Genomic DNA, 24,144 nt, shown 5'->3' on the forward strand with positions numbered 1-24,144 from the left:
CCGCTCGATCTCACGAGGCGGGGGTCCGCTCCGCGAGCTCGATCCCGGTAGGCAACGTTCCCGTGCTCGTCCCCGTCTCGCGTTCGATCCGCTTGGCCGCTTCCCGCTCCTTCCAGACCTGCCACCAGAGGCGAGCGTCCTCTGAGGTCCAGTCTTCGAGGACGACACACTCCTTGAAGCGAGCAAGGAGAACTCCCGCGTCCGACGGACGACGCTCCGGCTCCTTCGCGAGGCAATCGAGGATCAGCTTCTCGAGCGAGGACGACACGGTTCGACCGAGCGCCTCCGAGGGCGGGCGAGGCGTCTCGTGGACGTGCTTGATCATCACCTCCATCGGCGACTCCGCGGATAAAGGCGGCGTACCCGTGAGCAGCGTGTACGCGACGAGTCCCAGCTGATAGACGTCCGAACGTGTATCGAATGCCTCGGAAGATCGTACGGCCTCGGGCGGCATGAAGAGGGGCGTACCCGTGAGCGCGGTCGCATCGGTCAGCGCCGCATCCTTCGGCTGCTCGATCGGACGAACGAGCCCGAAGTCGAGCACCTTCGCGAAGTCGTGGAGTCCACCCCGAACGCAGAGCATCACGTTCGATGGTTTGATGTCCCGATGGATCAGGCCCGCGGCGTGTGCCTCGGCAATCGAACCGCAGATCTGCTCCATTACGTGCAGGACGCGCCTCTCGGGAAGGGGACCCTCCTGCTTCGAGATCTCGGCGAGGGTGCATCCTTCGACGTACTCCATCGCGTAGTAGAAGGTGCCGTCCGACGCGTGACCGTAGTCGTAGATCTCGATCGTGTTCGGATGCATCAGGGCCGCCGAGGTGCGCACTTCGCGTTTGAAGCGCTCTATTCCGTCCTTTCCCGCCCGCTCCGTATTCAACACCTTGATGGCGGTCGGACGTCGGAGCAGGGAGTGGCGGGCGAGGTACACCGTGCCCATTCCACCCTTCCCGATCCGGGACTCGATCTCGAAGCGTCCCAGACGACGGACTGCATCGGCCTCGCGACCCAGACGGCGACCCCACATCGCGTAGAAGAAGAGCGCCGTCGAAGAGAGGAGCAGGAGCCCCATCACTGCGACGAAGGATCGACGGACCGCGAGCACCGAGGCGTACGCCTCGTTCCAGTCGACCTCGCTCGCGAGGCCGAAGCCGAGACTCGGGAGCCACGTCCAGGCGCCCACGACTTCGACGCCGCGGTAGTCGCGATATCCGTCCGTGTCCACGCCGCTCTCGCCAGCGATCGCGCCTGCGGCGGACTTCGTGAAGGGCCGCGCGGCGACGGACCGTTCGGGAACGAACCCATCCGTCAGGTCGCCGCCGGGATCGCGGACCTGCACGTTCATGACCGAGGGCCGACCTTGTTCGAGCAGCCCCAGCCCGTAGAGCGCTTCCTCGAAGCGGCTGGGCGTCAGGAGCTGCCCGTCGCGGTCGAAGACGTAGGTCTCGCCCGATCCCGCCAGGCGTGCCGTCCGAAAGAGTTGATCGAACTCGGCGCCAGGATCGATCCGGTATCCGATCGCGCCGACGACGTTCCCCGCGTCGTCGCGAATCGGCGCGCCTGCGAGCATCGAGCGTCCCAGCCGCTTCGGCAACAACTCGTCGTCGTCGGTTTCGTCACTCGGAGGAAGAGGCGCGTCGACCTCGATCAGCACGGGGCGGGTCAGGATCGTCCGTCCCTGGAAGATCGGGGCGACGATCGGGGGCAGTCCCGGATCGAACGAGCCGACCCAGTCCGTCTCGTCGTGGGCGACGAAACGGCCGTCGAGACCGACGACGGCGTAGCCGGGGTGATCCCGACGCGGGTTGGAAGAACGCAGCTCGGCGGCCAGGACGGCCTGCGCCGGCGACGACAGCAACGCCCGACGAGCATCCGGCCCCGTTCGTCCGATCCGCAGGAGCTCGACCGCCGCTTCTCGTACGACGGGCTGGTCCACGAGCAGCTCGACGTAGATCTTCTTCTCTTCTGCCCAGATCTCGAGGGCGTACGCCGTGGTATCGCGGCTCGCGACGAGCTTGGATTCGAGCTCCTCCATCTCGGTGGTCCAGAGGCCGCGAAAGATCAGGTAGCCCGAGCCGCCGAGGAGCAGCGCGAACGAGAGGGGCAGAATCCATGCGTGGCGAAGCAGTAGGCGAGACATGGGACCGCAAAGTCTAGCCGCTGCGAGGTGGAACCGATCGGGAGATGCCAGCAGATGCGCTGCTAGCTTTCGCTGCATGGAAACCGTGCGCGCTTTCCTCGAGGGAAATCCCGTCGGGCTGCTCTTCCTCGTGATCGGCCAGCACTGGTGGTCCTTCTCGGGCGAGAGCAACCTCGACATCGACACACCGCTTGGATCGGTCAGCATCGATCGGCCCGGCGTCAACCTGACCGACGTACAGCCGGTCATCCGGTATCGACTCTCCCCCAAGACGAACATCGGGATGGCGCCCAACTGGCGGTACAACTGGAAGACCGAGCAACTGAGCCTGCCGATCGGAATCGGCGGCGACTCGCTGTTCATGATCGGGCCTCTGCCGGTCAAGCTCGGCGTCGAGACCTACTACTACGCCGTGACCGACGACGACTTCGGGCCGCGATGGCAGGTGCGCTTCCTCATCATTCCCGTATTCCCGTCGCCGGAGTGGTCGAGGAAGCCGATCTTCTGATCCTCGGCGCCCGAAGGAGACCGCCGCTGCGGAACGCTACCGCTGCGCCTCCGGGTAGTAGCGATTCAGATCGTAGATCCCGGCGTGGATCCCGTTGGCCTCGTCGGCGCGCGCCTGGAACCAGTCGTAGAGGGACCAGAAGCGCGGATCCGCGCGGCTCACCCCGAAGCGATCGAACTTCTTTCGGTACGCCTCGGAACCGTCGAAGTTCGCGAGCACGTCGAAGAAGTCGGGCAGGTGCTCGGCGGACACGTCGAGGAAGTAGTTCGGGTAGGACCCGATCGGTCCCGCGTGGAAGTCCATCGTGTCCTTCGAAGCGTCGAGGAAGAAGTTCTCGAGGAAGAGCGAGCTCACGTTGTCGTGCCAGCGGTTGATCACGATCGAGATGAACCGGTCCGATCCGCGGTAGTCGCGAACCCGCACCCACAGCACGTTCGCTTCCGACTCGTTCACCTCGCGAATGAAGCCCGTGCCGGGCGCGGTCAACGCCCGGAAGCCGTCGAGGACGTCCTCGTGGGTCTCGAAGGCGGTCGGCATCGGGACCGTCCCTCCGTGCCGCCGGTAGTTGAGCGGGTCGAATTCGATCCCCAGCGAGTCGAGGAGATGATCGTCGACCAGGCGTTCGACGAGCTCACGCTTGGGTTCGTCCGTTTCGTAGCCGACGCGCGTGGGTCGCCGCGCGTTCAGGATCTCCTGCGCTCGGGTCTCCTCCAGATCGTCGTCGCCGACGTACCAGGATCGGATCATCGGCTCGCGGACCGGCTGCGGGAGCAGCTGCACGAAGTTGAGCTCCCCTTCGACGCGGAGGAAGTCCATGTAGCGGCGGACGTTCACCTGGTGCGCGACGTTTCCGTAGACGTCGAACCCGGCGACCAGCGCGTAGTAGATCCGCTCGAGCTGGGTGAAGTCGATCACCCAGAGCGTGCGGGGCAGATCGCCGAGCGGCCCGCGATGGAGCGAAGCGCTGTCGAAGTGCCGGTAGACCGTGAGCAGCGGACTGTCCTCGGGCACACGTCCGCGCCACACCGAATCGATCGCCAGACCCTCCGGGCGCTGCTCGTCGTAGAGCCGCATCTTGGCGTCGTAGAACGCGCGATAGCGCTCGCGGTAGTCGTCGCTGAAGGTCTCGACGATCCGGCCCTCGCTGCCGAACTCGTTCGGCAGTCGTAGATTGCCCGCCTGCTCGGCCAGGAACGCCGGGTTCTGGACGACGAGGTCGGCGTCCGGGTCCATGAAGAAGACCCAGAAGTGGTCGTGGATGACGTTCAGCGCGACCTGTCCCTTGCAGACCGGCCCCTGCATGAAGCTCTGGATGAAGTACTGCGCGTGGTCCAGCAGGAAGGCGTAGCGGGAACGCGGCGGGATCTGCGCATAGACGACGAAGGGATTCGCGTCGACGACTTCCGAGTGCGGCAACACACGCGGCGGCGCGAGCCATTCCGGCTCGATGAACAGCTCGCGGTATCGAGCCAGCCGCGCTTCGTCGAGCTCCACGACCATGTGCGTCTTGTGGACGAGGGTCGAATGGATCTTCCGGAAGCGGTAGAAGACGCGGTCGACGCCCGGATCGTCGTAGGGTCGTACGCTCGCGATGACGGCGATCGGCTCGCCCGGACCGGACGTCGAGCGAACGATCTCGTAGAAGTCCTCGGAGTCCGAGTCGGCGAAGCGAAGGTGCGCCAGGAAGAGGTGCTCGTAGAGATAGCGAGCCGTCATCACGTGCTTGGCGTCGGGCCGATTGAGGAACGACTCCCACTCCGTGATCGCGCGCGCGTCCGCGGCGCCCGGCGTCACGAGCGCGACCTGCTCCTGCGGCGTCGGACCCGGCGTCCCCTGCGCCACCCAGGACGCGAGCACGCCGTACTCTTCGTCCGACAGCGCGGGGAAGCCGAAGGGCATCCCGCGGTCGGGGTGGAGCGCCAGGAAGACCCCCGCCTCCCGCGGACTCGACGGGCACGAGAGATCCGAGGCCTCGGGCCGGTACTCGCCGCGGGGAACGGGATCGCGGCGCTTCGCCTCGAGGAACATGAAGAGGAGCGCGTCGTTTCGCGGACCCTGAGCGCGATTCTGGAGCACGCTGTGGAAGCCTCTCGCGCGCCAGGCGTCCGTGGTCGGGGCGTCCGTGAACAGTCGCGTCGGTTCCGCCCGCCCGAGGCGCGAGCTCGAGTAGACCTTTTCCTTGGTTCCCCCGCGCTCCGCTCCCTCGAAGGAGCTCAGCTTGAGCTGGCAGGCCGCGTTGTAGCAGGAGTGGCAGACGACGCAGCGGGTGTCGAGCACCGGCTTCACGTCGTCGAGAAAAGTGACCGGACGCGCGAGCTGGGCGGGCTCGGGAAGGCCTTCGGGAGACGGTACGCAGGCGAGTCCGAGCAGAAACGAGCAGGCGAGGGCGATGACGATTCTCAGCATGATTCTCCCGGCTGACCCGCCGCCTTCTCAGCGACCGGCGATCGCCTCGCGCGCTCGTTCGAGCTCGGCGACGAGCTCCTGGCGGAGGAGCTTGCGGCCGATCGACCGCTTGGCCCCACCCCCGATGCCGGTCACCTGGGCCGTGTAGGTGTGATTCGTATAGAAGATCGCGGACCACGTCTCCGGCGTCGGGAGGACACCCACCACGATCTGAAGGGCGTCGTAGTCATGGCCGGAGTAAAAGCGCCGCTCGACGACGATCTCGCCCGCCCCCGCCTCCAGATAGAAGATCCGGTGGATCAGGACCGGCGCAGCGAAGTCGCGTCCCTTCGAGACGGCCCAGGACAGCACGTGACGAGCCTTGCCAGGACTCTTCGACGGAATCGTTTCGAGCTCGGCGTCGAAGACGGGATCGCGGGTCAGCTCGCGGATCGCCGCGTTCGCGTGCGCGAGGTCGAGCTTCGGAGAGCGATCGCTGCCCGCATAGGATTCGATTCCCGAGAGTCCTCGCTTCCAGTAGGCGGCGGCCCGCTCCGCGAGGGCACTTCGATAGGCGTCGAGCGCCGCCTCCGCCCCTCGTTCGGCGGCCGCCTCGATCCGGCGCGCCTCCGCCTCCGAGAGATGGAACGTATCTGCAGGCCGTCGAACCAGCTTCGCGAGGCTTTCGTCGGGAAGCTCCAGGTTCGCGAGCGAAGGACGCGCGGGATCGATCGTTCCGCTCGACAGCGTGAAGGTCTGGACCTCGGCCATGCGCTTCGCGTCGAGGAACTCGGTGACCGCACCGACGGGCGCGTCGAGCCGAGCGACCAGCGCCAACGCCAGGTCTTTCTCGCTGGATGCCGCCAGCTCCTCGGCGACGATCTCGCCGGCGATCACGCGTTCGATCGCCGCCGTCGAGAGCCCGATTTCCTGCGCGAGCTGCCCGGCGCTTCGTGGCTCCGCTTGCGACGACCCGACCACGGCCGGGGACAGCAGACACGCGATGAAGAGGGATCGGGCGAAGGTCTTCACGCAGCCAATCTAGCAGCCGTGTCCGTCCGTCGATCGCCTGAACGCGAAGAGCAGCCCGACGGACAGGGCGATCGGCGTCGCTCCCGTGGGCTCCGGAATCGACAGCGTCCCGATCGCGATATTGCGTCCGCGCGTCGGCGTGCACGGCACCGTGGGTGGCCCCGTCGCGCCCGCGCCCGAGCAGACGGGATCGAGCAGCGCGGACGCGAGCTCGCCGCCGTCGCGAAGCGGGTCGACGACGAGCCGGTCGGGCGATTCTGCACCGCAGCTGCGCCCTCGGGAATGCCGGGGTGCATCGGTCGCCGCTTCGCGTCAGCCCCGGAAGCCGCGCGCCACGAGGTACTTCTCCGTACTCCCCTTGCGCGTCGACTGGAGCTTCACGGTCTTCGCCTTCGCGAACGAGTCCTGGACGCGCTTCACGATCGTCTGGGCCTCGGGCCCTTCGAGCACCTTGACGACGAAGGACCCGCCCGGGGCGAGGACCTTCGGAAGCAGCGACTCGATCGCCTCGAGCAGGCGCTCCTCGTTCGCCCGATCCGTCTCGCGCACGCCCGTGAGCTTCGGCGCCGCGTCCGAGAGCACGACGTCGGCGGGCTCGCCGCCGATCGCTTCGAGCAGGCGCGCCGGCGTGTCCTCGGCTTCGAGGTCGCCGACGAGCGCCTTGGCGTTCGGCTGCGGGAGCGGAGGGTCGACCTCCGCGAGGTCGATGCCCACGACGACGCCGTTCCCGCCGACGAGCCGGACCGCGACCTCCATCCATCCGCCCGGCCAGCAGCCGAGATCCAGCACGCGATGGCCCTTCTCGAGGATCCGGAACTGCTTCTGGATCTCCTCGAGCTTGTAGGCGGCGCGCGAGCGCAGTCCCTCCTTCTTGGCCTTCTGGTGGAGGTGGTCTTTGCGTTGGTAGCGGGCCATGGGCGGCGGGAGGCTATCGGATCAAGCCCGCGGAATCAGCTTCTTCCGCTGCATCCACTCGATCCACCCGACGAGCATGTCTTCGGAGTCGAGACACTCGTCGAAGCCGGCCTGACGCAGCTTGATGGTCGAGAGCATGTTGGGTGGCGCCGGGTGTTCGCGACCGAAGCCGAAGTGGAGGTCGGCATAGACGAACGAGTCGCCGACGAACTCCATGAGTCCCGGCGCGCGCAGCCCGTGCTTCGCGACGATCGCGTCCCACACGTCCGCCTTCGCGGGCATCGTCTCCGCGAGCTTCTCCGGCGACGGCTCGCCGACCTCCATGCCGAAGGCCTCCGCGAGTCGCGCCCACACGTTCTCCCAGACGAACACGTCGCCGTTCGAGACGTTGAACACTTCGTTTCGCGCCGCTTCGTTCGAAGCGCCCCACTCGAGCGCCCGCGCGAGGAGCCGCGCATCCATCGCATCGACGGGTCCAGTCCGTCCCCCCGGCCAGCACAGCCCGCGCCCTTCGTGCTTCGCGATCGCGGCGAAGGTCGCGAGCGGTGCAATCGGATTCATGGGGGCACCGAACGCGTGGCCGTAGATGACCGGCGGGCGCCAGACCGTCCATGCATACCCCGCAGCGGCCGCCCGCTCCCGCAACAGGTCCTCCTGCAGCCAGTAGAAATTGGCGTGCTCGTGTCGCGGCTCGCGCTCGCGACCGGGCACGCGCATGCCTCCCACGTGCGCGCCATACGCCTTCGTGCCCTGCAGGAGCGAAACGTGCTCGAGGCCCCCGCCGGCTTCGACCCCGGCGAGCAGGTTCTCGAGCATTCGTCGGTTGATCTCCATCTGGTCCGGATCGAACCAACCTCCGACCAATCCCTCCTTCTCCTGGAGCGCCGCGAAGACGACGTGGGTGATCGGCGGAAGCGCGGCCAGGCCTTCGCGACAGGCCGCTTCGTCCAGAAGATCGAGCGGGACGTGGCGGCCGACCGAGAGATCCGGTGCGCGGCGCGATACGCCGTACGCCTCCCATCCCGCCGTCGCGAAGTGTTCAAACGCGGCGCGCCCGACGATTCCGCTGGCCCCGACGACGAGGACGCGTCGCGGCCGGCTCAAGGCGCCGGCGCCCCGAAGCGCTCGCGAAAATCGGTGAGCACGATCTCGTACTCCTCCGCCGCCATGAAGTCCTCGTCGCTCATGCCCTTCTGCTCGTGATCGCGGTACCACGCCACGTAGTCGGGCATCTCGCTCGCGTGCTTCCCGTAATGGGTCGAATACGTCCGCATCGCGATCGTCGGCGGATCGACCGTCGTGTCGAACTCGAGGAGTCGCAGCCAGCCGTCCCCGAGACCGACCGGCCCACCCCGCTGCGGATCCCGCGGCTGACCCGCGTCGAGGCCGACCTGCCCCCGATCCTGGTAGTCGGCCAGGACCGTGTGCACGTCGAATCCCGCGACGTTGGCCTCGCGGAGATACGCCTGCCCGTGGTAGTGGCCGCAGAGCACGAGGAAGATCTGCGACTCGAGCGCGATCAGCTTCTCGAACATCTGCTGCGGCGTGTTGTGGTTCTCCGCGTCCACGAGCGTGAAGTCGAGGAAGCCGCCGGAGATCCGGGTGGCTTTCGGACTCAGGTAGTCGTGGGTCGATACGATGGTCGGAATACCCGGGTAGTCGGCGATCACGCGCCGCGCCCAGGCCAGCACGTCGTCGCCGGCCTGCATCTCGAGCGCCAGGTGGAGGAAGCGATAGCCGCCGGCCTCGAAGATCTGCGCGCTGCTCGTCCCGCCTTCGAATGCAGCGACGTACCAGGGCGCATCTCTGAAGAAGGGAGAGGTCGCTCCGAAGGCGCCGACGAAGCCGCCGAGACCACCCACGTGCAGGAGCCCCAGGTCCTCGACCGTGAACGTGATCTCCTCCGGCGGCTTCGACAGGTTCGGCGGGTGGGTGTTCACGTTGTACATCGCGTCGTAGTCGTGGTTGCCCGGCGGCACGCCGAAGGGCAGTCCGGCGTCGGCGACCTGCTGGTAGCCCGCGATCGCCGTCGGGATCTCGACCTTCGCGACCTTCTCGCTCGGCGTGAAGTGGGCGTCGAAGTAGGGGTTCGGGACCCGCGAGTAGCCCATCGCGGCGTGCTCTTCGTCGATCGACTCGGTCGGGTGCTGCCAGGTGTCGCCGACGCTGGCAACGAAGACGATGTCGCCGCCCCGCGTGCGCGCGTTGTCCGCGACCCAGGACATCTGTTCCAGAAAGAGCGTCGAGGCGTCGATCGCGAAGCCCTCGGCCGTCTGGTGGGTGTAGTCGGTGTAGTTCTGGGTGTCGGGGATCATCGCGATCGTGAACCGATCGCCGCCGCTCCCCGCGCCCAGTCCTGCACAGCCGAGGGCGACGAGCACCCCGACGAGTCCGATCCATGCTCCGTAGCGCCGCATCCGTTTCCCTCCTCGCCGCGAGACCCGCCGCGGCCCGCGAAACGATCGCAGACCCCGGGTTTCGTGGCAGCGGTCCCAGAATCTGGCACGATTGGTGCCAATACCTGCGCCCCCGACGGAGGACCCCCGATGGCCATCGAAGCCCTGCGCACGCCGGACGAGCGCTTCGCGTTCCTGCCCGCCTTTCCGTACGCGCCGAACTACGTCGAAGACCTGCCGGGCTACGAAGGCCTGCGCATGGCCTGGTACGACGAGGGCCCTGCGGACGCCGAGACGACCTTCCTCTGTCTGCACGGCGAGCCGAGCTGGTCCTACCTCTACCGCCACATGCTGAAGGAGTTCGTCGACGCCGGACACCGGGTCGTCGCCCCGGACCTCTTCGGCTTCGGCCGCTCCGACAAGCCGGTGAACGACGCCGACTACTCGATCGACTTCCACCGCGGGAGCCTGCTCGCCCTGATCGAGCGTCTCGACCTCACCAACGTCACCCTCGTCTGCCAGGACTGGGGCGGGCTGCTCGGCCTGACCCTCCCGATGGATTGCGGCGATCGGTTCACGCGCCTGCTCGTCATGAACACCGCGATGCCGATCGGCGAGTTCGTCTCCCAGGGATTCCTGAACTGGCGGACCCTCGCGGCGACGGTGCCGGACATCCCTGTCGCCGGACTGATCGCGAGCGACGTGAAGGGCGACTTCTCGCCCCTCGACGCCATCGCCTACGACGCGCCCTACCCCGACGACACCTACAAGGCCGGCGTTCGCCGCTTCCCTGAGCTCGTGCCCGTCGAACCGGGCATGGCCGGCATCGAACTGTACGTGCGCGCCCGCGCCTTCTGGTCGACCGAGTGGACCGGCGAGAGCTTCATGGCGATCGGCCTGCGCGACGGCGTCCTCGGCAAGGACGTGATGGAGGAGCTGCGCAGCATGATCAAGGGCTGCCCGGAGGCCCTCGACGTGCCCGAGGCCGGCCACTTCATCCAGGAGTACGGCGGCCCGATCGCGAAGGCCGCCCTCGCCCACTTCGGACTGGACTGACGACCCTTGGACATCCAGGAAGCCCCCGACGCCGCCGTCCGCGCGCTCCCGGACTATCCGTTCGAGAGCCACTACGCGGCGGTTCCGCGCGAGCCCGGCTCCGCCGAGACGCTCCGGGTCCACTACGTCGACGAGGGGCCGCGGGACGGGCGCCCGGTCGTCTTCCTCCACGGCAACCCGGGCTGGACCTACATCTGGCGCGAACCCGTGAAGGCCGCCGCGGCCGCGGGCTTCCGCGCGATCGCCGTCGACCACGTCGGCATGGGCCTGTCGGACCGCCCGACCGAACTCGACGACTACACCGTCACGCGTCACGTCGAGTGGCTGCGCGCCGCCCTCTTCGACGTGCTCGACCTGCGCGACTTCGTCTTCGTCCTCCAGGATTGGGGCGGAATCCTCGGCTGCCGTCTGCTCGCCCTCGCGCCCGATCGCGTCGCCGGCGTCTGCTGCACGAATACCGGCTTCCCGGAGCGCGACCCCTCCATTCCGCTCCCCGACGACATCGAAGCCTCCGGCCCCTTCGTCGCCTTCCAGGCGATGGCGGCCGCCGCGCCGGTCTGGGAGCCCTGGAAGCTGCTCCCGATGGTCACGGTCACGCCGCTCTCGGAGGACGTCGTCGCCGGCTATCGCGCGCCCTACGCCGAGTCGCCCGCGCGCGGCAGCCAGGCCTATCCGGCGCTGCTGCCCACGCGACCGGACAATCCGATGCTCCCGGACAATTTCGAGGCGTGGAAGGTCGTCGAGACCTTCGACCGACCCTTCGTCACGATCTTCAGCGACCAGGACCAGATCGCACCCGACGGCTGGAAGCCGCTCGTCGCGCGGATCCCCGGCGCGAAGGACCAGCCCCACCAGATCCTCGAAGGCGGTGGCCACTTCCTCCAGGAAGACATCCCCGAGGCGTATACGAAGGCCGTCGTCGATTGGCTGACGACGACCTTCGCCTAGCATTCTCCTCTCGACCCGAACGGACACGACGACCCATGATCTACGTCAAGCAGAGCTACAACATCGACCCCGCTGCCCCCTCGACTCGCGATCGCGTGGTCGACGTCGTCGAGAAGTACGTCGTCCCCGCGAACGAGCGGTACGGCGCGCGGCTCGTCGGCGCCTTCTTCGCCCACGAAGAGTGGTACAGCCAGGTGATCCACCTGACGGAGTTCGACGACTTCGCCGCCTACCAGGCCTACCGAACGTCCGCCGCGACCGACGGAGACGCCAACGAGGGCGTGGCGCAGATGACGAATCTGGCCCCCGAACAACGGGTCGAGATCCTCGAGCCCCTCGGTCCGGTCGCCCCCGACGAGCTCCGGCAGGCGATCGCGGATTCGCTCGAGAAGCCGGTCGGCGTCTACACCTTCGCGATCCTCGACGTCACGCCGTCGAAGATCGAGCCCTTCACCGCGATGCTCAGCGCCGCCGCGAGCAATCTCCCGATCATCGCCGCCCTGCGCGACGTCTCCGGCAACCCCTACCGCGTGACCGATCTCTGGGCGACGGATACCGGCAAGCCCGGATACGCGCCCAACGACGATCAGCAGGAGTCCTTCTTCGGACCCCTCCGACAGGTGGCGCCGCGTGAGAAGATGATGCGGCTCCACGTCATGCCCTACTCGCCGCTTCGTTAGGTCGAGCCATGCCGAGCGCTCGACCCGACGACGCAACAGGAGACCCGCGGACATGAACGGCTTCGTGATCTGGGGCGGCGCGCTCCTCCTCTATCTCGGCTTCCGGGCCTGGTACGAAGGGCTGCGAAGGCGCCCGCTCACTGCGGCGGAGATCGATTCGCTCATGAAGCAGGCGGAGCGCTCGAGCATCAGCGAGGCAAGCTCGCTCGAGGAGATGCGCGACTTCCTCGAAGCGGACGACGGGAAGGAGTTCGTGATGCTCAACCTGGTGAAGCTCCACCCGGAGCCGGTCCCCCACCCCGACACCGGCGTCCCGACGAAGGCGCGCGCGATTCTCCAGGAATACATGGCTGACTTCCTGCCGACGCTCCTCAGGACCGGCGGACTCCCGCTCATGCAGGCGCGCAAGGTCGGACCCTACGTGGATTCCTGGAACGTCGAGCCCGACCCCGACTGGACGATCGTCGGCTACATGCGTTACCGGAGCCGGCGCGACCTGATGAAGCTGGCCGTGGACCCGCGCTTCCAGGGCGGTCACGGCTACAAGTTCGCCGCGATCCCGAAGACGCTCTCGTTCCCGACCCAGCCGAGCCCGATCGGATTCATGGGTCCGCGAGTCTGGGTCGCGCTCGTGCTCGCGCTGATCGCCGCGCTGCTCCACCTCGCGATCTCGTAGACACCGAGCGCTAGCGGAGACCCCGGGCCCAGCTTCGCGCCCAGCCGTCGAGGGGCAGCAGGTGCTCCGAGAGCGCGTGGGCCTGCTCGGTCAGGACGTAGCCCTCGCCTTCGCTCCGATCGACGAGGTTCGCGTCGCGAAGGGCACGCAGCCGCTCGTTCAGCACGCTCGGCGAGACGTCCTCCATCGCATCCCGCAGCTGCCGGAAGGTCATCGGCCCGGCCCGCAGCTCCCAGAGAAGGCGAAGCGTCCAGCGGCGACCGAGCAGGTCGAAGAGGACCATGATCGGTCGCCCGGTCCGGCTTCCGCGGACCGCCTTCGTCTTCTTCGCCGCCCTACCGGTGCTCTTCGCCGTCTTCGCCCGGGCTCTCGCTGCCATCCCGACTCCCCGTCCTTGCGCTTCGAAAAACGTAGCGTATGATCGCCGACGAAAACGCTACTGATTTCGTAGCGCGCCCGATCGACATCCCACGGAGACCGCGACCATGGCTCGAATCGAACCGCTTGCCCCGCCCTACTCCCCCGAGACCCAGGCACTCTTCGACCTCGCGATGCCGGAAGGGATGGCGCCCCTGGCCCTCTTCCGGGTGCTCGCCCGGAACGAGCGCCTGCTCCCGCGCTTCATGCGCTCGGGCGTGCTCGACCGCGGCCCGGTCCCGATCCGGGATCGCGAGATCGTGATCCACCGGACGACCGCGCGCTGCGGCGCGGAGTACGAGTGGGGCGTGCACGTGAACGGGTTCGGCCGGCCCCTCGAGCTGGGCGACGAGGTCTTGCGCGCGACGGTCGACGGAGACGCCGACGATCCCGCCTTCGACCCGCGCCAGGCACTGCTCGTGCGGATGGTCGACGAGCTGCACGACGACGCGACGGTCTCCGATGGGACCTGGCGGGCGCTCCGCGACGAGTACGACGAGCTCCAGCTCCAGGAGCTCATCTACACCGTCGGCTTCTACCACACGGTCAGCTTCCTCTGTAACGGACTCGCCCTCGAGAACGAGCCGTTCGGGGCGACCTTCGAAGAGCTGCGCGCGGGCCGCTGAACGAAGAAAGGCCACCGGGTCGCCCCGGTGGCCTTCTCCAGTATCCACTCGCGTGAAACGGGGCGCCGACGTTATTCGGCGGCCTCCTCCGCGGGGGCTTCGGCGTCGTCGCCGCCCACCTTCTGGCCGGGCGGGGTGCCGAGACCCTGGTCGCCCTTCTTGATGGCGGTGCGGATCTTGACGAGGCCGTTCTTGTGTCCGGGGACGGCGCCGCGCACGAGCAGGAGGTTGCGGTCGCTGTCCACGCGAATCACCTCGAGGTTCTGCGTGGTCACGCGGGCGTTGCCGTGCTGACCGGCCATCTTGAGACCCTTGATGACCTTGCCCGGGTCCGCGCCGGCGCCGATCGAGCCGCCGTGTCGGAAGAACTCGTGGGTACCGTGGCTGCGCTTCTTGATCGCGAAGCCGTGACGCTTGACGACGCCCGTCATACCGCGGCCCTTCGAGGTGCCGATGGCGTCGACGCGCTGGCCGGGGCCGAAGATGTCGACGGTGATCTCCATCCCTTCTTCGAGGGCTTCCGCTTCTTCCTCGGTCAGGCGGCACTCGGAGAGATGACGCTTCGGGGCGTCGACGCCGTGCTTCTCGAAGTGCGTCTTCTCGGCCTTGGAGAAGAGGCTCTCGCGGCGCTCGCCGAAGGCGAGCTGGACGGCGGTGTAGCCGTCCTTGTCGGCCGTCTTCTTCTGGACGACGACGTTGGGTCCCGCCTCGAGGACGGTCACGGGGACGGCTTCGCCGGAGTCGACGAAGACCTGGGTCATGCCGAGCTTCTTGCACAGCAGTTCGATGGCCATGGGATGGTTCTCCTCGTCCGGATTGGAACGCGCGTTCGTTGCTGCGTTCGTCGCGGGCGATGCTTCCCTGGTCGACTCACCCAGCGCTCGTCGCGGGGATCCTCTGGCGGGAGGGAAGGCGGGCCGAAGGCCGCGCCGCATCTTCGGTTTTCAGCGCTCGGGGACCACGCCGGAGAGCCCGTCGGGTCGCGAGAGCGCGGCAACTTACCACAGGGGATCGGGTGGGGCGACTTCGCTCCGAATACGACAAGAAAGCCAATTTGCGTCGCATTGCGTCGCCAGCGAGGTGTGTGCCTCCCTAGAGCGAGAGCGCGACGCGGACCAGCAGCGCGAAGAGCGTTGCCGACGCGAGCGCGAAGACGCTGAAGCGGACCATGATCGGGTTCTTCGTCGCCTGGATCAGCGAGTGCACGACCCGCAGCCCGACGTACGCCCAGGCCAGTCCGACCGACAGCCCATCGGTCGCGCCCGCGAGCTGCCCGCACAGCGCGACCGCGTAGAAGAGCGTGGGCTGCTCGTGCAGATGGTTGTAGTTGTCCGCGACGCGAGCGACCTCGGGCGGGAGCACGAGCGGCGCGCCGGTTCGCGACAACTCTTCCACGTCGATGTCGGCGCGCTGCATGGCGGGCACGCGCGTGACGTACATCCACACCCAGAGCACGAAGGTCCAGCCCACCAGGGCGAGGACCGGAGCAAGCATTCCGGCATCATTCATCTTCGATTCTCCTCGAGTCGACGGGGCGTCAGATCCGAACACACTGAATAACACCCGGGCGTCGATCACACCCTCGCTCTCGAAACCCGCCGAGGCTCCGAGTGGATCCCTCACCCGATCGACGGGGTCGATCGGCTAGGATCAAGCAACGCGTGGCGGGCCCTTCCCGCCGCTTCCCCGCCGAGAACCGCTCGGCCGAGAACCCCCGTGTCCCAGCCCGCAGCGCCCTCGCCTCCTCGATCCGAGATCGCCGATCGGCCCCTCCGGCCGGTCCTCGTCCTCGCCCTCGACGGCGCGACCTTCGACGTGATCGAGCCGATGGTCGCCGACGGCGAGCTCCCGAACCTGGCCGCGTGGATGAAGGAGGGCGGGTACGCCTCCCTTCCCTCGACGATTCCGCCGGTCACCTTCCCCGCCTGGTCTTCTTTCATGACCGGTCTCGAGCCCGCGGAGCACGGGATCTTCGACTTCACCCAGAAGCGCGAGGGCCAGTACCGCCTCCAGTTCGTGAACGCGACGGACCGCGCCGCTCCCTCGATCTTCGCGCGGGTGTCCGACGCGGGGGGCGATGTCCTCGTCCTCGGCATGCCCGCGACCCATCCGCCGGAGCCGCTCGCCGGACTGCTCGTCTGCGGATTCGATGCGCCGGTCTCGACGGGAACGGACGAGCGAAGCGCCTCGGACCCCGAGCTCTACCGCGCGATCGCCGACGAGGTCGGGCCCTGGATGCGGCCGGAGCTCGACGAGACCGCGAAGGCCGACGACTTCCACGAGCGCGCGGTCGGCACCCTCCTCTCGCGGATCGATCGCAAGTGCGACTTCGCCCTCGAGGCGATCGCGCAGATGCGGCAGCGGAAGGGCGGCGCGCTGCCGACGCTCACGATGGTCGTCTTCTCCGAGAGCGACACCGCCGGCCACCACTACTTCCGGGATCACGATCCGAGGTCGCCACGGCACGACCCCGACGCCGGACCCGCGAGACGCGAGGCGCTTCGCGACGTCTACCGGCGGCTCGACGACGCCTGCGGCGAGCTCCGCGCGGCGGCGCCGGAGGCGCTCTGCGTCGTCGTCTCCGACCACGGGATGGGCACGGCGACGGACAAGGTCGTCCACCTGAACCGCCACCTCGCCGAACGCGGTCTCCTCTTCCGGCGCGAGGGGGTCGGCCGCTTCGTCGACCGGCTCGCGCGGCGCGCTCGGGACACCGCCCTCGCCTGGCTGCCCGCGGTGATCGCCCAGGCCCTCTTCCGCCGGGCGCGCGCCGCCGCCGCGGAGCTCGAGAGTCGGGCCCGCTTCGGCGGGATCGACTGGCGCCGCACGGTCGCGTTCTCCGAGGAAGCGAACACGAATCCGGGCGTCTGGATCAACCTGGCGGGCCGAGAGGCCCGGGGATGCGTCCCGCCAGAGGAATACGAACACGTTCGCAATTCGGTGATCGAAGCCCTTCTCGACTGGAAGCTGCCCTCCGGCGCGCCGGTCGTGCGCCGCGCGCTCAAGCGGGAAGAAGTCCACCGCGGTCCCTTCGCGACCCGCGCGCCGGACATCGTCGTCGAGCTCGCCCTCGAGAACGGCCATGGCCTCTCCCTCGTCCCGACCCCGTGGTCCGAGGGCGAGCGACACGGCGAGGGCATTCCGAGCGTCCGGGTCCTCGAGGCCGACGACCACGGCGGCGGCCGCGGGCGCGGCATGAACGGCACCCATCGCGGGAACGGGATCTGGATCAGCGAGACGCGCGAGGGCGTCACGCCGCCCGCGCCGCCGACCCGGCTCTCGGCGGTCGCCCCTTGGCTGGCGAGGGCGATGGGCCTAGCCTGGGAGGGTGCCGCGGCGGGGGATGACGCGGTCGCGACGGGTCCCCGCCAGGCCTACGAGCCGGACGAGGAAGACATGGTCGCGGAGCGCCTTCGCGCGCTGGGGTACCTCGAATGAGCGCGCCGCTCGCGCTTGGCGCCGACACGCCCCAGCTCTCTCTCGTCTTCCCCGCCTTCAACGAGGCGGAGAACCTGCCGACGCTGCTCGAGAGCGCGACGAAGATCGGGGACCAGCTCGGCGTGGTCTTCGAGATCGTGATCGTCGACGACGGATCCGAGGACGAGAGCGCGACGGTGCTCGACCGTTGGATGGGCCGCGATCCGCGCATCCGGGGCGTTCATCACGGAACCAATCTCGGCTACGGCGCGGCACTCCGGGCCGGACTCCGCGAGGCGCGGGGCGACCTGGTCTTCTTCAGCGATGCCGATCTCCAATTCGACCTGCGCGAGATCGCCGACCTCCTGGTCCACGCCCACGACGTCGAGATCGTCGCCGGCTACCGCGCCCCGCGCCGGGATCCGTGGCTCCGCCGGGTGATCGCCCGGGTCTGGGGCGACCTCGTCCGCGCCCTCTTCGATCTCCCGGTCCGCGACATCGATTGCGCCTTCAAGATCTTCCGGCGGGAGGTCCTCGATGCGATCCCGATCGAATCGATCGGCGCCTTCGTGAACACCGAGATCCTGGTCCGGGCCCGGGCCGCCGGATTCCGGATTCGCCAGGTCCCGGTCACCCACCTGCCGCGCCAGTCCGGACGCCAGACCGGCGCCCATCCCCGCGTCATCTTCCGTGCGCTCGCGGAGCTGGTCCAGCTCTACGGTGCCCTCGGCAAGGCGACCCGCTCGCCGCATCGCCCCTGACCCGGGCGCCCACGATGCGGCTGCTTCTCGTCGGCGCCTTCCCCTACCCGCATCACCAGGGCTCCCAGGTCTACTTCCAGGAGCAGGCGATCGCGCTCCGCGCCGCGGGGGCGGAGGTCGAGCTGCTGACCTACGGGCGACGCGACGACGCGCCCCCGGAAGACCCGGAACGCTGGCGCGCGCTCGACGGCTTCGTCCACCACACGATTCCCCGGAGCGCCCGCCCTCGGTCTTCGGCTTCGGGGCCTTCGTTCGCGAAGCCTCGCGCCGACCAGGCCCTGCGCCGCGCCCTGCATGACGCGATTGCGTCAAGAATCGAATCCGACGCGTCATTCGATGCGTTGTTGACGCACAATGTCGAAGCCTGCGTCATTTCCCTGTCGGCGCGCGTCATGCGTTCGCAACCGCCGCCTCCGATCCTCTACTGCGTTCACACCCTCCTGCGTCACGAGCTGTCCGCGTACATCAAGCTCATTAAAAACAGGGACTTGAGCGGCTCCGAGACCCGCGTCATGAATTGGACGCGAAGCGTCAAGAACCTCGTCGACGGCGTCGGCTCGAGCCTCGATCGCTTTCTGGCCAGGCGGGCTGACGGATGGATCGCATTGACGCAATCCGCGTCACGCGTCATGCGACAGTACAGCGACCGCCCAGGCGCGATCATCGCGCCGCCCCTGCCGGACCCCCGACATCGCTTCTTCGACCACGATCCGGCGCCTTCGTCGCCCAGCGGGCCTTTCTTCCTGTACTCCGGCAACCTCGATCCGTACCAGGAGCTCCCACTGCTCGAGGGCGCCGCACGCCGTCTCGCGAGTCGTGGAGGACCCGTTCCCCGGATCGTCGTCGCGAGCTTCGACTCGAGCGTCGACGCACCGGGACGATCCTGGGCGCCCGGGATCGAGCCCCGCCACGTGACGAGCGAGGCCGAGATGCAGGCGCTGACGGCCGCCGCTCGCGCGACGCTCGTGCCTCGGCGCGCGGTCGGCGGGTTCCCGATCAAGCTGGCCAACAGCCTCGCGAACGGCACACCGGCCATCACCTTCCACGACCGCGAATGGGGCCTCGAGGACGGTCGGAACGTCCGCGTCGCGGACCGGGCGCGTCCGGTCGACGGACTCGCGGAGGCGATCGCCCGGCTCGCGGACGACCCGGAGCAGGCACGCGAAATGGGGGTCAATGCCCGCGCTCGCTACGAGGCCGCGCACCTCCCGGCGGTCACGGCGGATCAGACCCTGGGCCTGATCGAAGAGGTCCGGATCGCGGCTCGGCGACCCTGACCCGACCCGCTGGAAGAGAGAAACAGCAGGTCGACCGCCAGGGCCCTCGCTGGGGGGCGAGGTTCAGAGGCCGAGCCCGATCCGGTGCGGCGCGACCACGAGCGCCACCACCGAGATCAGTGCGAGACCGAAGACGATCAGCTCCGGCGGGAGTCCCGCCGAGGCGTTTCGGGCTTCGTCGGCATCGATGCTCGTCGTAGACGTGGTGGCCATGATCGCGTCCCCTCTCTGACCGGGCGGTGCGTCCCTTCCGCCCGATGGAGACAGGATCGCCGCGATCGGGGCGCCGCTCCGTGAAGGGCTTCACACAAGGGTCGATTCCGGGGCCCGGACGGTCGATCCGTCGAATGGCCGATCCGGCCGGAACATCCGGATTCCGCCGGCACACCCGTGCCAATCCCGGCGGGATCCCTACACTGCGGCGCGCCCGGTCCCCCCATTCGAGGGGAACCGGGCTTTCGGCGTTTCGCACCGCCCGGGATCCGGGTCCGGGCGATCGCCATCACGATCAGCAGCAGGACGACCGAGGACGACTCGCCGGGAATGAGTGCGGACGCGAAGACAGAAGCCGACGAGACGGCGGGGCCCGCGAAGGTCAAGCGCCGGCGTTCGCCCAAACGCGGCGACACGCCCTTCGACCGGTTCGTCCGCGAGACCGGGACCGACGCGCTCCGCCGCCTGACCGGCCTGCGTGGCGCCGCCGGCCGCGTGGCGGCCAGCCACCTGATCCGTGCCGCTGGCGAGGGCCCGGTCCTCTACGTGACGCCCCATTCCCGCGCGGCGGACGCCGCGATCCTGGCGCTTCGCAGCCTCCTCGGCGAGCGCGAGGACGAGAGTCGGATCCGCGCCTTCCCGCGCCACGACACCCTCCCCTTCGACCGCTTCTCGCCCCAGCCCTTCCTCGTCAGCCAGCGGATGGAGGTGCTGCACCGTCTCGAAGAGGCCGGGAGCGCAGACGCGACCGAGCCGCCGCCGATCGTCGTCGCTCCGCGCTCGGCCCTGTCCCTTCGCGTGCCTTCCCGTGCGCTCCTGCGCCGTTCGACCGTCCGCGTCTCCGTCGGTCAGGAGATCGACCGCGACGAGCTGCTCATCCAGCTCGTCGCCCTCGGCTACCAGCGCATGGCCCTCGTCGAAGAGCCCGGCGAGGTCGCGGTCCGCGGTGACATCGTCGACGTCTTCCCGCCGCAGCTCGTCACCCCGGTCCGGATCGAGCTCTGGGGCGAGGAGGTCGATTCGATCCGGAGCTTCGACCCCGCGAGCCAACGCTCCCAGACGAAGGCCTCGACCGCGCTGCTGCCCCCGCCGCGCGAGCTGATCTTCGACCGGGACGCCGTCATCGAGCGGTCCGACGCGCTCCGCGCGGAGGCCGCGGCGCAGTCCATCCCGGAGACGGAGGTCGACGAGCTGGTCGACGCGATGCTCCGCGGACACGTGCCCCCGGGCGCCGAGTCCCTGGCGCCGCTCCTCCAGCCCGAGCGCGAGCGTTTCTTCGACTATCTGCCGGAGAACACGCTCGTGCTGGTCGAGGAGCCGGAGGAGGGCGCAGCCCGCTTCGAGCAGGTCTTCGGCGAGATCGAAGCGAACCACGCCGCGGCGGTCGGCGAACGCCTGACCGTTCCGCTCGAAGATCTGCTGCTCGGGCCGGAGGCCGTGTGCGAGGCCCTCGAGGCACGCGGGCCGACGAGCTTCGAACGACTCGACGTCCTCGACGAGCAGGGCGAGGCCGGCCGCCACCTCGTCGACACCCGGACCCAGGACGATCTCCGTCGCGCCCTCGCGACGACACGGAGCCACGACCGCGCGCTCGCCCCCCTGGTCGACCAGGTGAACGCGTGGCTCGCGGACAAGTGGCGCGTCGTGATCGCGTGCTCGTCGCTCTCGTCCGCCGATCGCCTGAAGACGCTTCTCTTCGAATACGAACTCGAGGGACAGGTCGCGACGGACCCGCGCCCGATCTGGCACTGGTCGCTGCCGGGACGTCTCGAGTTCCGGGTCGCCCCGATCTCCGAAGGCTTCGTGTGGCCGGACCAGGCGCTCGCGATCGTGACCGACGAAGAGATCTTCGGCGTCCGGCAGAAGAAGCGGAACCGGACCGGATGGCGGGAAGGCCAGAGCCTCGACGGGATCGCCCAGCTCGCCCCGGGCGACTTCCTCGTCCACCACGACCACGGCATCGGGATCTACAAGGGCCTTCACGAGCTGTCCGCCGGCGGACGCAGCAACGAGCTCCTCGCGATCGAGTACCTCGGCGGCGACAAGCTCTTCCTGCCGGTCGATCGTCTCTCCCGCGTCCAGCGCTACGGCGCCGCGGACGGCGTGAAGCCGCGGATCGACAAGCTCGGCGGCGAGACCTGGGAGAAGGTCCGCGGCAAGGTCAAGGCGAGCCTCCGCAACATGGCGGGGGAGCTGCTCTCGCTCCACGCGGCCCGCGAGCTCGCACCGGGCTTCGCCTTCGCCGGACGCGACACCGCCCTCGAAGAGTTCGAAGCGGGCTTCGCCTTCGACGAGACCCCGGACCAGATGGCCGCGATCGACGAGGTGATCGGCGACATGCAGCAGGCGAAGCCGATGGATCGGCTCGTGTGCGGCGACGTCGGCTACGGCAAGACCGAGGTCGCGATCCGGGCGGCCTTCCGCGCCGCGCAGGACGGCAAGCAGGTCGTCGTGTTGACGCCGACGACCGTCCTCTGCCAGCAGCACTTCGAGAATTTCCAGAAGCGCTTCGAAGATCACCCGATCCGCGTCGACATGCTCTCTCGCTTCTGCACGACGAAGGAAGCGAAGAACACCCTCGAAGGCCTCGCGACCGGCCAGGTCGACATCGTCGTCGCGACCCACCGCATCCTCGCGAAGAACGTCCAGTGGAAGGACCTCGGCCTCCTGGTCGTCGACGAGGAGCAGCGCTTCGGCGTGTCGCACAAGGAACGGATCAAGAAGCTCAAGAAGACCGTCGACGTCCTGACCCTGACCGCGACGCCGATCCCGCGCACGCTCCAGATGGCGTTCACCGGGATCCGCGACCTCTCCGTGATCGAGACGCCGCCGGTCGATCGCCTCGCGATCCGGACCCAGGTCTGCAAGTTCGACGAGGGGCTGATCCGCGAGGCGATCCTCCGCGAGATCCGCCGCGGCGGGCAGGTCTTCTTCCTGCACAACCGGGTGCAGACGATCGAGGCGATGCGGGAAACTCTCGAACGCATCGTCCCGGAAGTCTCGATCATGATCGCCCACGGGCAGATGAAGGAGCGCCAGCTCGAGGACAAGATCCACGCGTTCATGCGCAAGGAAGCCGACGTCCTCCTCTGCACGACGATCATCGAGAGCGGCATCGACATGCCGAACGTGAACACGATCCTCGTGAATCGCGCGGACGCGCTCGGCCTCGCGCAGCTCTACCAGATCCGCGGACGCGTCGGCCGGAGCACCCGACGCGCCTACGCCTATCTGCTCGTCCCCACCCAGGTCGGCTCGCTCTCGGGCGATGCGCAGAAGCGCCTCGAGGCGATCCAGGACCTGAGCGAGCTCGGCGCCGGGTTCCGGCTCGCGAACCTCGACCTCGAGATCCGGGGCGCCGGTGACCTGCTCGGCTCCGAGCAGTCCGGGAACCTGCGCAGCGTCGGCTACGAGACCTACATGGAGATGCTCGAAGAGACCATCGACGAGCTCCGCGGCACGGCCCACGAAGAGTGGCTCGATCCCGAGATCAAGCTGCCGGTCGTCGGTCGCCTCCCCGACGACTACGTGGCCGACGTGTCGCAGCGCCTGGTCTTCTACAAGCGCTTGTCGTCGGCGCGGGACGAGAACGAGGTGGCGCTGATCCGGGACGAGCTGCTCGATCGCTACGGCCGGATGCCCTCCGAAGCGGAGAATCTGCTCGAAGTCATCCGGCTCAAGATTCTCGCGCGAAGGCTGGGCATCCTGCGGATCGAGACCCAGCGCGGCGAGCTCGTCCTGCAGGCCGCGGCGCAGAGTCGGATCGATCCGGACCGATTGATCCAGCTCCTGACCCATGCGCGATCGGGATTGCGCGTCACGCCGGACCAGAAGATCGTCGCGAAGGCGCCGGGGCCCGAAGGCGGACCGCCGGCGCTCTTCGACGCGACCCGTCAGCTACTCGGGCAGCTGTCGACGGCGTAGGCCCGCGAGCGAAGCGAGAACGCCCACCGTCAGTGCACTCGCCACTCCGGGTTCGGGAACCGCGAGTCGAATGCGCGCGTTCGTCGCGCCTTCCGAGACCGGCACCCCGAACTGACCGAGGATGACCCCGCCCAGGTCGTCTCCGGTCCCGATCGTGATCTCGGTGATCCCGTCGGAGAGGCCTTCGAAGGTCACGCTCGCATGGGCGTCACCACCTCCGAGCACGCCGTCGAGGCCGAAGTCGTCCGGCCCGCCGTCGGTCCCGACGACCGTGCTGACGTGTTGCCAGACGAAGAACGCGCGCACCCGCGGCTCGCCGACGAGCGGTACGCCGGGGAAGACGGTGTCTTCCACCAGCGTCCGGTTCGGACCCGGCAGGGCAGAGCCCGCGTAGTTCGGGAGGTCGTCCGCGCACGTCGGCGGTGGCCCGGCGAAGAAGCAGAAATTCGAGAAGATCTGCGAGACCGCCTGACCCCCGACGAAGCCGAGGCGCGCCCCGTCGTAGCCGTAGTAGGAGATTCCGAAACCGCTCCACACGCTGGCCGTCGGATCGCCGAGGCGGATGTCGACCGTGACCGTCTCGCCGACCGGCAGAAGCACGAGGTCGCCCTGGACGGAACCGCCCGACACGCTCAGATCCTCGATCGACACCTCGATCGCCTGCGCACTTGCCGCGAAGAGCATCGCCGTCGTGAGAAGGAGCGTCGCGGCCACTCGCTTCCCTTCGGCTCGCATGCCCATCACTGCCCCTGCGTCCGGATGCCGGTGAAGAG

At 68.5% G+C, this 24,144-nt stretch carries 21 protein-coding genes; 10 read left to right on the forward strand and 11 right to left on the reverse strand.

What is annotated here, in order from left to right; all coding sequences use genetic code 11:
- Positions 1–10: 10 nt before the first annotated feature.
- The gene (locus NXI30_09540) at positions 11–2,140 is read right to left on the reverse strand and encodes a serine/threonine protein kinase (protein MCR9094449.1); all 2,130 of its coding nucleotides are present in this window, start codon (positions 2,138–2,140) and stop codon (positions 11–13) included.
- A gap of 76 nt (positions 2,141–2,216) precedes the next feature.
- Here NXI30_09540 and NXI30_09545 point away from each other — a divergent pair, with 76 nt between their 5' ends.
- Positions 2,217–2,648, forward strand: coding sequence for a hypothetical protein (locus tag NXI30_09545; GenBank protein ID MCR9094450.1), 432 nt, complete (start codon positions 2,217–2,219; stop codon positions 2,646–2,648).
- A 36-nt stretch (positions 2,649–2,684) separates the two neighbouring features.
- Here the strand turns inward: NXI30_09545 and NXI30_09550 are convergent, their stop codons facing one another.
- The 5 genes from NXI30_09550 to NXI30_09570 all read right to left on the reverse strand — a co-directional run bounded on the left by NXI30_09550 (position 2,685) and on the right by NXI30_09570 (position 9,397).
- Positions 2,685–5,054 carry a fatty acid cis/trans isomerase gene (locus NXI30_09550; protein ID MCR9094451.1) on the reverse strand — a complete coding sequence of 790 codons (2,370 nt, stop codon included), beginning with the start codon at positions 5,052–5,054 and terminating at the stop codon, positions 2,685–2,687.
- Between the two features lie 27 nt (positions 5,055–5,081).
- The gene (locus NXI30_09555) at positions 5,082–6,065 is read right to left on the reverse strand and encodes a hypothetical protein (protein ID MCR9094452.1); all 984 of its coding nucleotides are present in this window, start codon (positions 6,063–6,065) and stop codon (positions 5,082–5,084) included.
- A gap of 312 nt (positions 6,066–6,377) precedes the next feature.
- Entirely contained in the window at positions 6,378–6,980 is a 603-nt protein-coding gene (locus tag NXI30_09560; protein MCR9094453.1) for an RlmE family RNA methyltransferase, read from the reverse strand.
- A gap of 21 nt (positions 6,981–7,001) precedes the next feature.
- Entirely contained in the window at positions 7,002–8,084 is a 1,083-nt protein-coding gene (locus NXI30_09565) for an SDR family oxidoreductase (GenBank protein ID MCR9094454.1), read from the reverse strand.
- A complete protein-coding gene (locus NXI30_09570; protein ID MCR9094455.1) occupies positions 8,081–9,397 on the reverse strand; it encodes a serine/threonine protein phosphatase in 1,317 nt (438 codons plus the stop codon). Before NXI30_09570 ends, NXI30_09565 begins: the two co-directional genes overlap by 4 nt.
- A 129-nt stretch (positions 9,398–9,526) precedes the next feature.
- Between NXI30_09570 and NXI30_09575 the strand changes: the two genes are divergently transcribed.
- Genes NXI30_09575 through NXI30_09590 form a run of 4 tightly spaced genes read left to right on the forward strand, consistent with a single transcriptional unit; the run spans position 9,527 to position 12,736 of the window.
- Positions 9,527–10,432 carry a haloalkane dehalogenase gene (locus NXI30_09575; GenBank protein MCR9094456.1) on the forward strand — a complete coding sequence of 302 codons (906 nt, stop codon included), beginning with the start codon at positions 9,527–9,529 and terminating at the stop codon, positions 10,430–10,432.
- A 6-nt stretch (positions 10,433–10,438) separates the two neighbouring features.
- Positions 10,439–11,380 (forward strand): haloalkane dehalogenase, encoded by a 942-nt coding sequence (locus tag NXI30_09580; protein ID MCR9094457.1) that lies wholly within the window; start codon positions 10,439–10,441, stop codon positions 11,378–11,380.
- Between the two features lie 35 nt (positions 11,381–11,415).
- Positions 11,416–12,060, forward strand: coding sequence for an NIPSNAP family protein (locus NXI30_09585; GenBank protein ID MCR9094458.1), 645 nt, complete (start codon positions 11,416–11,418; stop codon positions 12,058–12,060).
- Between the two features lie 52 nt (positions 12,061–12,112).
- A complete protein-coding gene (locus NXI30_09590; GenBank protein MCR9094459.1) occupies positions 12,113–12,736 on the forward strand; it encodes a hypothetical protein in 624 nt (207 codons plus the stop codon).
- Positions 12,737–12,746: 10 nt separating this feature from the next.
- Here the strand turns inward: NXI30_09590 and NXI30_09595 are convergent, their stop codons facing one another.
- Positions 12,747–13,115 (reverse strand): helix-turn-helix transcriptional regulator, encoded by a 369-nt coding sequence (locus NXI30_09595; protein ID MCR9094460.1) that lies wholly within the window; start codon positions 13,113–13,115, stop codon positions 12,747–12,749.
- 106 nt (positions 13,116–13,221) lie between these two features.
- Between NXI30_09595 and NXI30_09600 the strand changes: the two genes are divergently transcribed.
- On the forward strand, positions 13,222–13,779 hold the full coding sequence (locus tag NXI30_09600; protein MCR9094461.1) for a carboxymuconolactone decarboxylase family protein: 558 nt from the start codon (positions 13,222–13,224) through the stop codon (positions 13,777–13,779).
- Positions 13,780–13,850: 71 nt separating this feature from the next.
- On the opposite strand, the gene rplC is transcribed toward NXI30_09600, so the two are convergent.
- Together rplC and NXI30_09610 are read right to left on the reverse strand one after the other, a co-directional pair.
- Positions 13,851–14,573: a 50S ribosomal protein L3 gene (gene rplC / locus NXI30_09605; GenBank protein MCR9094462.1), complete on the reverse strand. Its 723-nt coding sequence runs from the start codon at positions 14,571–14,573 to the stop codon at positions 13,851–13,853.
- Positions 14,574–14,871: 298 nt separating this feature from the next.
- On the reverse strand, positions 14,872–15,288 hold the full coding sequence (locus NXI30_09610; GenBank protein ID MCR9094463.1) for an MAPEG family protein: 417 nt from the start codon (positions 15,286–15,288) through the stop codon (positions 14,872–14,874).
- Between the two features lie 207 nt (positions 15,289–15,495).
- Here NXI30_09610 and NXI30_09615 point away from each other — a divergent pair, with 207 nt between their 5' ends.
- Genes NXI30_09615 through NXI30_09625 form a run of 3 tightly spaced genes read left to right on the forward strand, consistent with a single transcriptional unit; the run spans position 15,496 to position 19,234 of the window.
- A complete protein-coding gene (locus NXI30_09615; GenBank protein ID MCR9094464.1) occupies positions 15,496–17,217 on the forward strand; it encodes an alkaline phosphatase family protein in 1,722 nt (573 codons plus the stop codon).
- Positions 17,214–17,957, forward strand: coding sequence for a glycosyltransferase family 2 protein (locus NXI30_09620; protein ID MCR9094465.1), 744 nt, complete (start codon positions 17,214–17,216; stop codon positions 17,955–17,957). The genes NXI30_09615 and NXI30_09620 overlap by 4 nt, the downstream gene beginning before the upstream one ends.
- 14 nt (positions 17,958–17,971) lie before the next feature.
- On the forward strand, positions 17,972–19,234 hold the full coding sequence (locus NXI30_09625; GenBank protein ID MCR9094466.1) for a glycosyltransferase: 1,263 nt from the start codon (positions 17,972–17,974) through the stop codon (positions 19,232–19,234).
- Positions 19,235–19,297: 63 nt separating this feature from the next.
- On the opposite strand, the gene NXI30_09630 is transcribed toward NXI30_09625, so the two are convergent.
- Positions 19,298–19,447 carry a hypothetical protein gene (locus NXI30_09630; protein ID MCR9094467.1) on the reverse strand — a complete coding sequence of 50 codons (150 nt, stop codon included), beginning with the start codon at positions 19,445–19,447 and terminating at the stop codon, positions 19,298–19,300.
- Positions 19,448–19,777: 330 nt separating this feature from the next.
- On the opposite strand from NXI30_09630, the gene mfd reads away from it, so the two are divergent.
- Positions 19,778–23,371 carry a transcription-repair coupling factor gene (gene mfd / locus NXI30_09635; protein MCR9094468.1) on the forward strand — a complete coding sequence of 1,198 codons (3,594 nt, stop codon included), beginning with the start codon at positions 19,778–19,780 and terminating at the stop codon, positions 23,369–23,371.
- Here the strand turns inward: mfd and NXI30_09640 are convergent.
- On the reverse strand, positions 23,345–24,106 hold the full coding sequence (locus NXI30_09640) for a hypothetical protein (GenBank protein MCR9094469.1): 762 nt from the start codon (positions 24,104–24,106) through the stop codon (positions 23,345–23,347). The genes mfd and NXI30_09640 overlap by 27 nt on opposite strands.
- Between the last annotated feature and the right edge of the window lie 38 nt (positions 24,107–24,144).

It is taken from the genome of bacterium, from assembly GCA_024742285.1.
Classification (GTDB): domain Bacteria; phylum Myxococcota_A; class UBA9160; order UBA9160; family UBA4427; genus UBA4427.

Excerpts from the sequence above, each read along its gene's own strand:
- NXI30_09590 (MCR9094459.1), top strand. The coding sequence starts at position 12,113 with ATGAACGGCTTCGTGATCTGGGGCGGCGCGCTCCTCCTCTATCTCGGC.
- NXI30_09560 (MCR9094453.1), bottom strand. The coding sequence starts at position 6,980 with ATGGCCCGCTACCAACGCAAAGACCACCTCCACCAGAAGGCCAAGAAG.
- mfd (MCR9094468.1), top strand. The coding sequence starts at position 19,778 with ATGAGTGCGGACGCGAAGACAGAAGCCGACGAGACGGCGGGGCCCGCG.
- rplC (MCR9094462.1), bottom strand. The coding sequence starts at position 14,573 with ATGGCCATCGAACTGCTGTGCAAGAAGCTCGGCATGACCCAGGTCTTC.
- NXI30_09640 (MCR9094469.1), bottom strand. The coding sequence starts at position 24,106 with ATGCGAGCCGAAGGGAAGCGAGTGGCCGCGACGCTCCTTCTCACGACG.
- NXI30_09570 (MCR9094455.1), bottom strand. The coding sequence starts at position 9,397 with ATGCGGCGCTACGGAGCATGGATCGGACTCGTCGGGGTGCTCGTCGCC.
- NXI30_09620 (MCR9094465.1), top strand. The coding sequence starts at position 17,214 with ATGAGCGCGCCGCTCGCGCTTGGCGCCGACACGCCCCAGCTCTCTCTC.
- NXI30_09575 (MCR9094456.1), top strand. The coding sequence starts at position 9,527 with ATGGCCATCGAAGCCCTGCGCACGCCGGACGAGCGCTTCGCGTTCCTG.
- NXI30_09630 (MCR9094467.1), bottom strand. The coding sequence starts at position 19,447 with ATGGCCACCACGTCTACGACGAGCATCGATGCCGACGAAGCCCGAAAC.
- NXI30_09585 (MCR9094458.1), top strand. The coding sequence starts at position 11,416 with ATGATCTACGTCAAGCAGAGCTACAACATCGACCCCGCTGCCCCCTCG.
- NXI30_09600 (MCR9094461.1), top strand. The coding sequence starts at position 13,222 with ATGGCTCGAATCGAACCGCTTGCCCCGCCCTACTCCCCCGAGACCCAG.
- NXI30_09540 (MCR9094449.1), bottom strand. The coding sequence starts at position 2,140 with ATGTCTCGCCTACTGCTTCGCCACGCATGGATTCTGCCCCTCTCGTTC.
- NXI30_09595 (MCR9094460.1), bottom strand. The coding sequence starts at position 13,115 with ATGGCAGCGAGAGCCCGGGCGAAGACGGCGAAGAGCACCGGTAGGGCG.
- NXI30_09550 (MCR9094451.1), bottom strand. The coding sequence starts at position 5,054 with ATGCTGAGAATCGTCATCGCCCTCGCCTGCTCGTTTCTGCTCGGACTC.
- NXI30_09610 (MCR9094463.1), bottom strand. The coding sequence starts at position 15,288 with ATGAATGATGCCGGAATGCTTGCTCCGGTCCTCGCCCTGGTGGGCTGG.
- NXI30_09545 (MCR9094450.1), top strand. The coding sequence starts at position 2,217 with ATGGAAACCGTGCGCGCTTTCCTCGAGGGAAATCCCGTCGGGCTGCTC.
- NXI30_09625 (MCR9094466.1), top strand. The coding sequence starts at position 17,972 with ATGCGGCTGCTTCTCGTCGGCGCCTTCCCCTACCCGCATCACCAGGGC.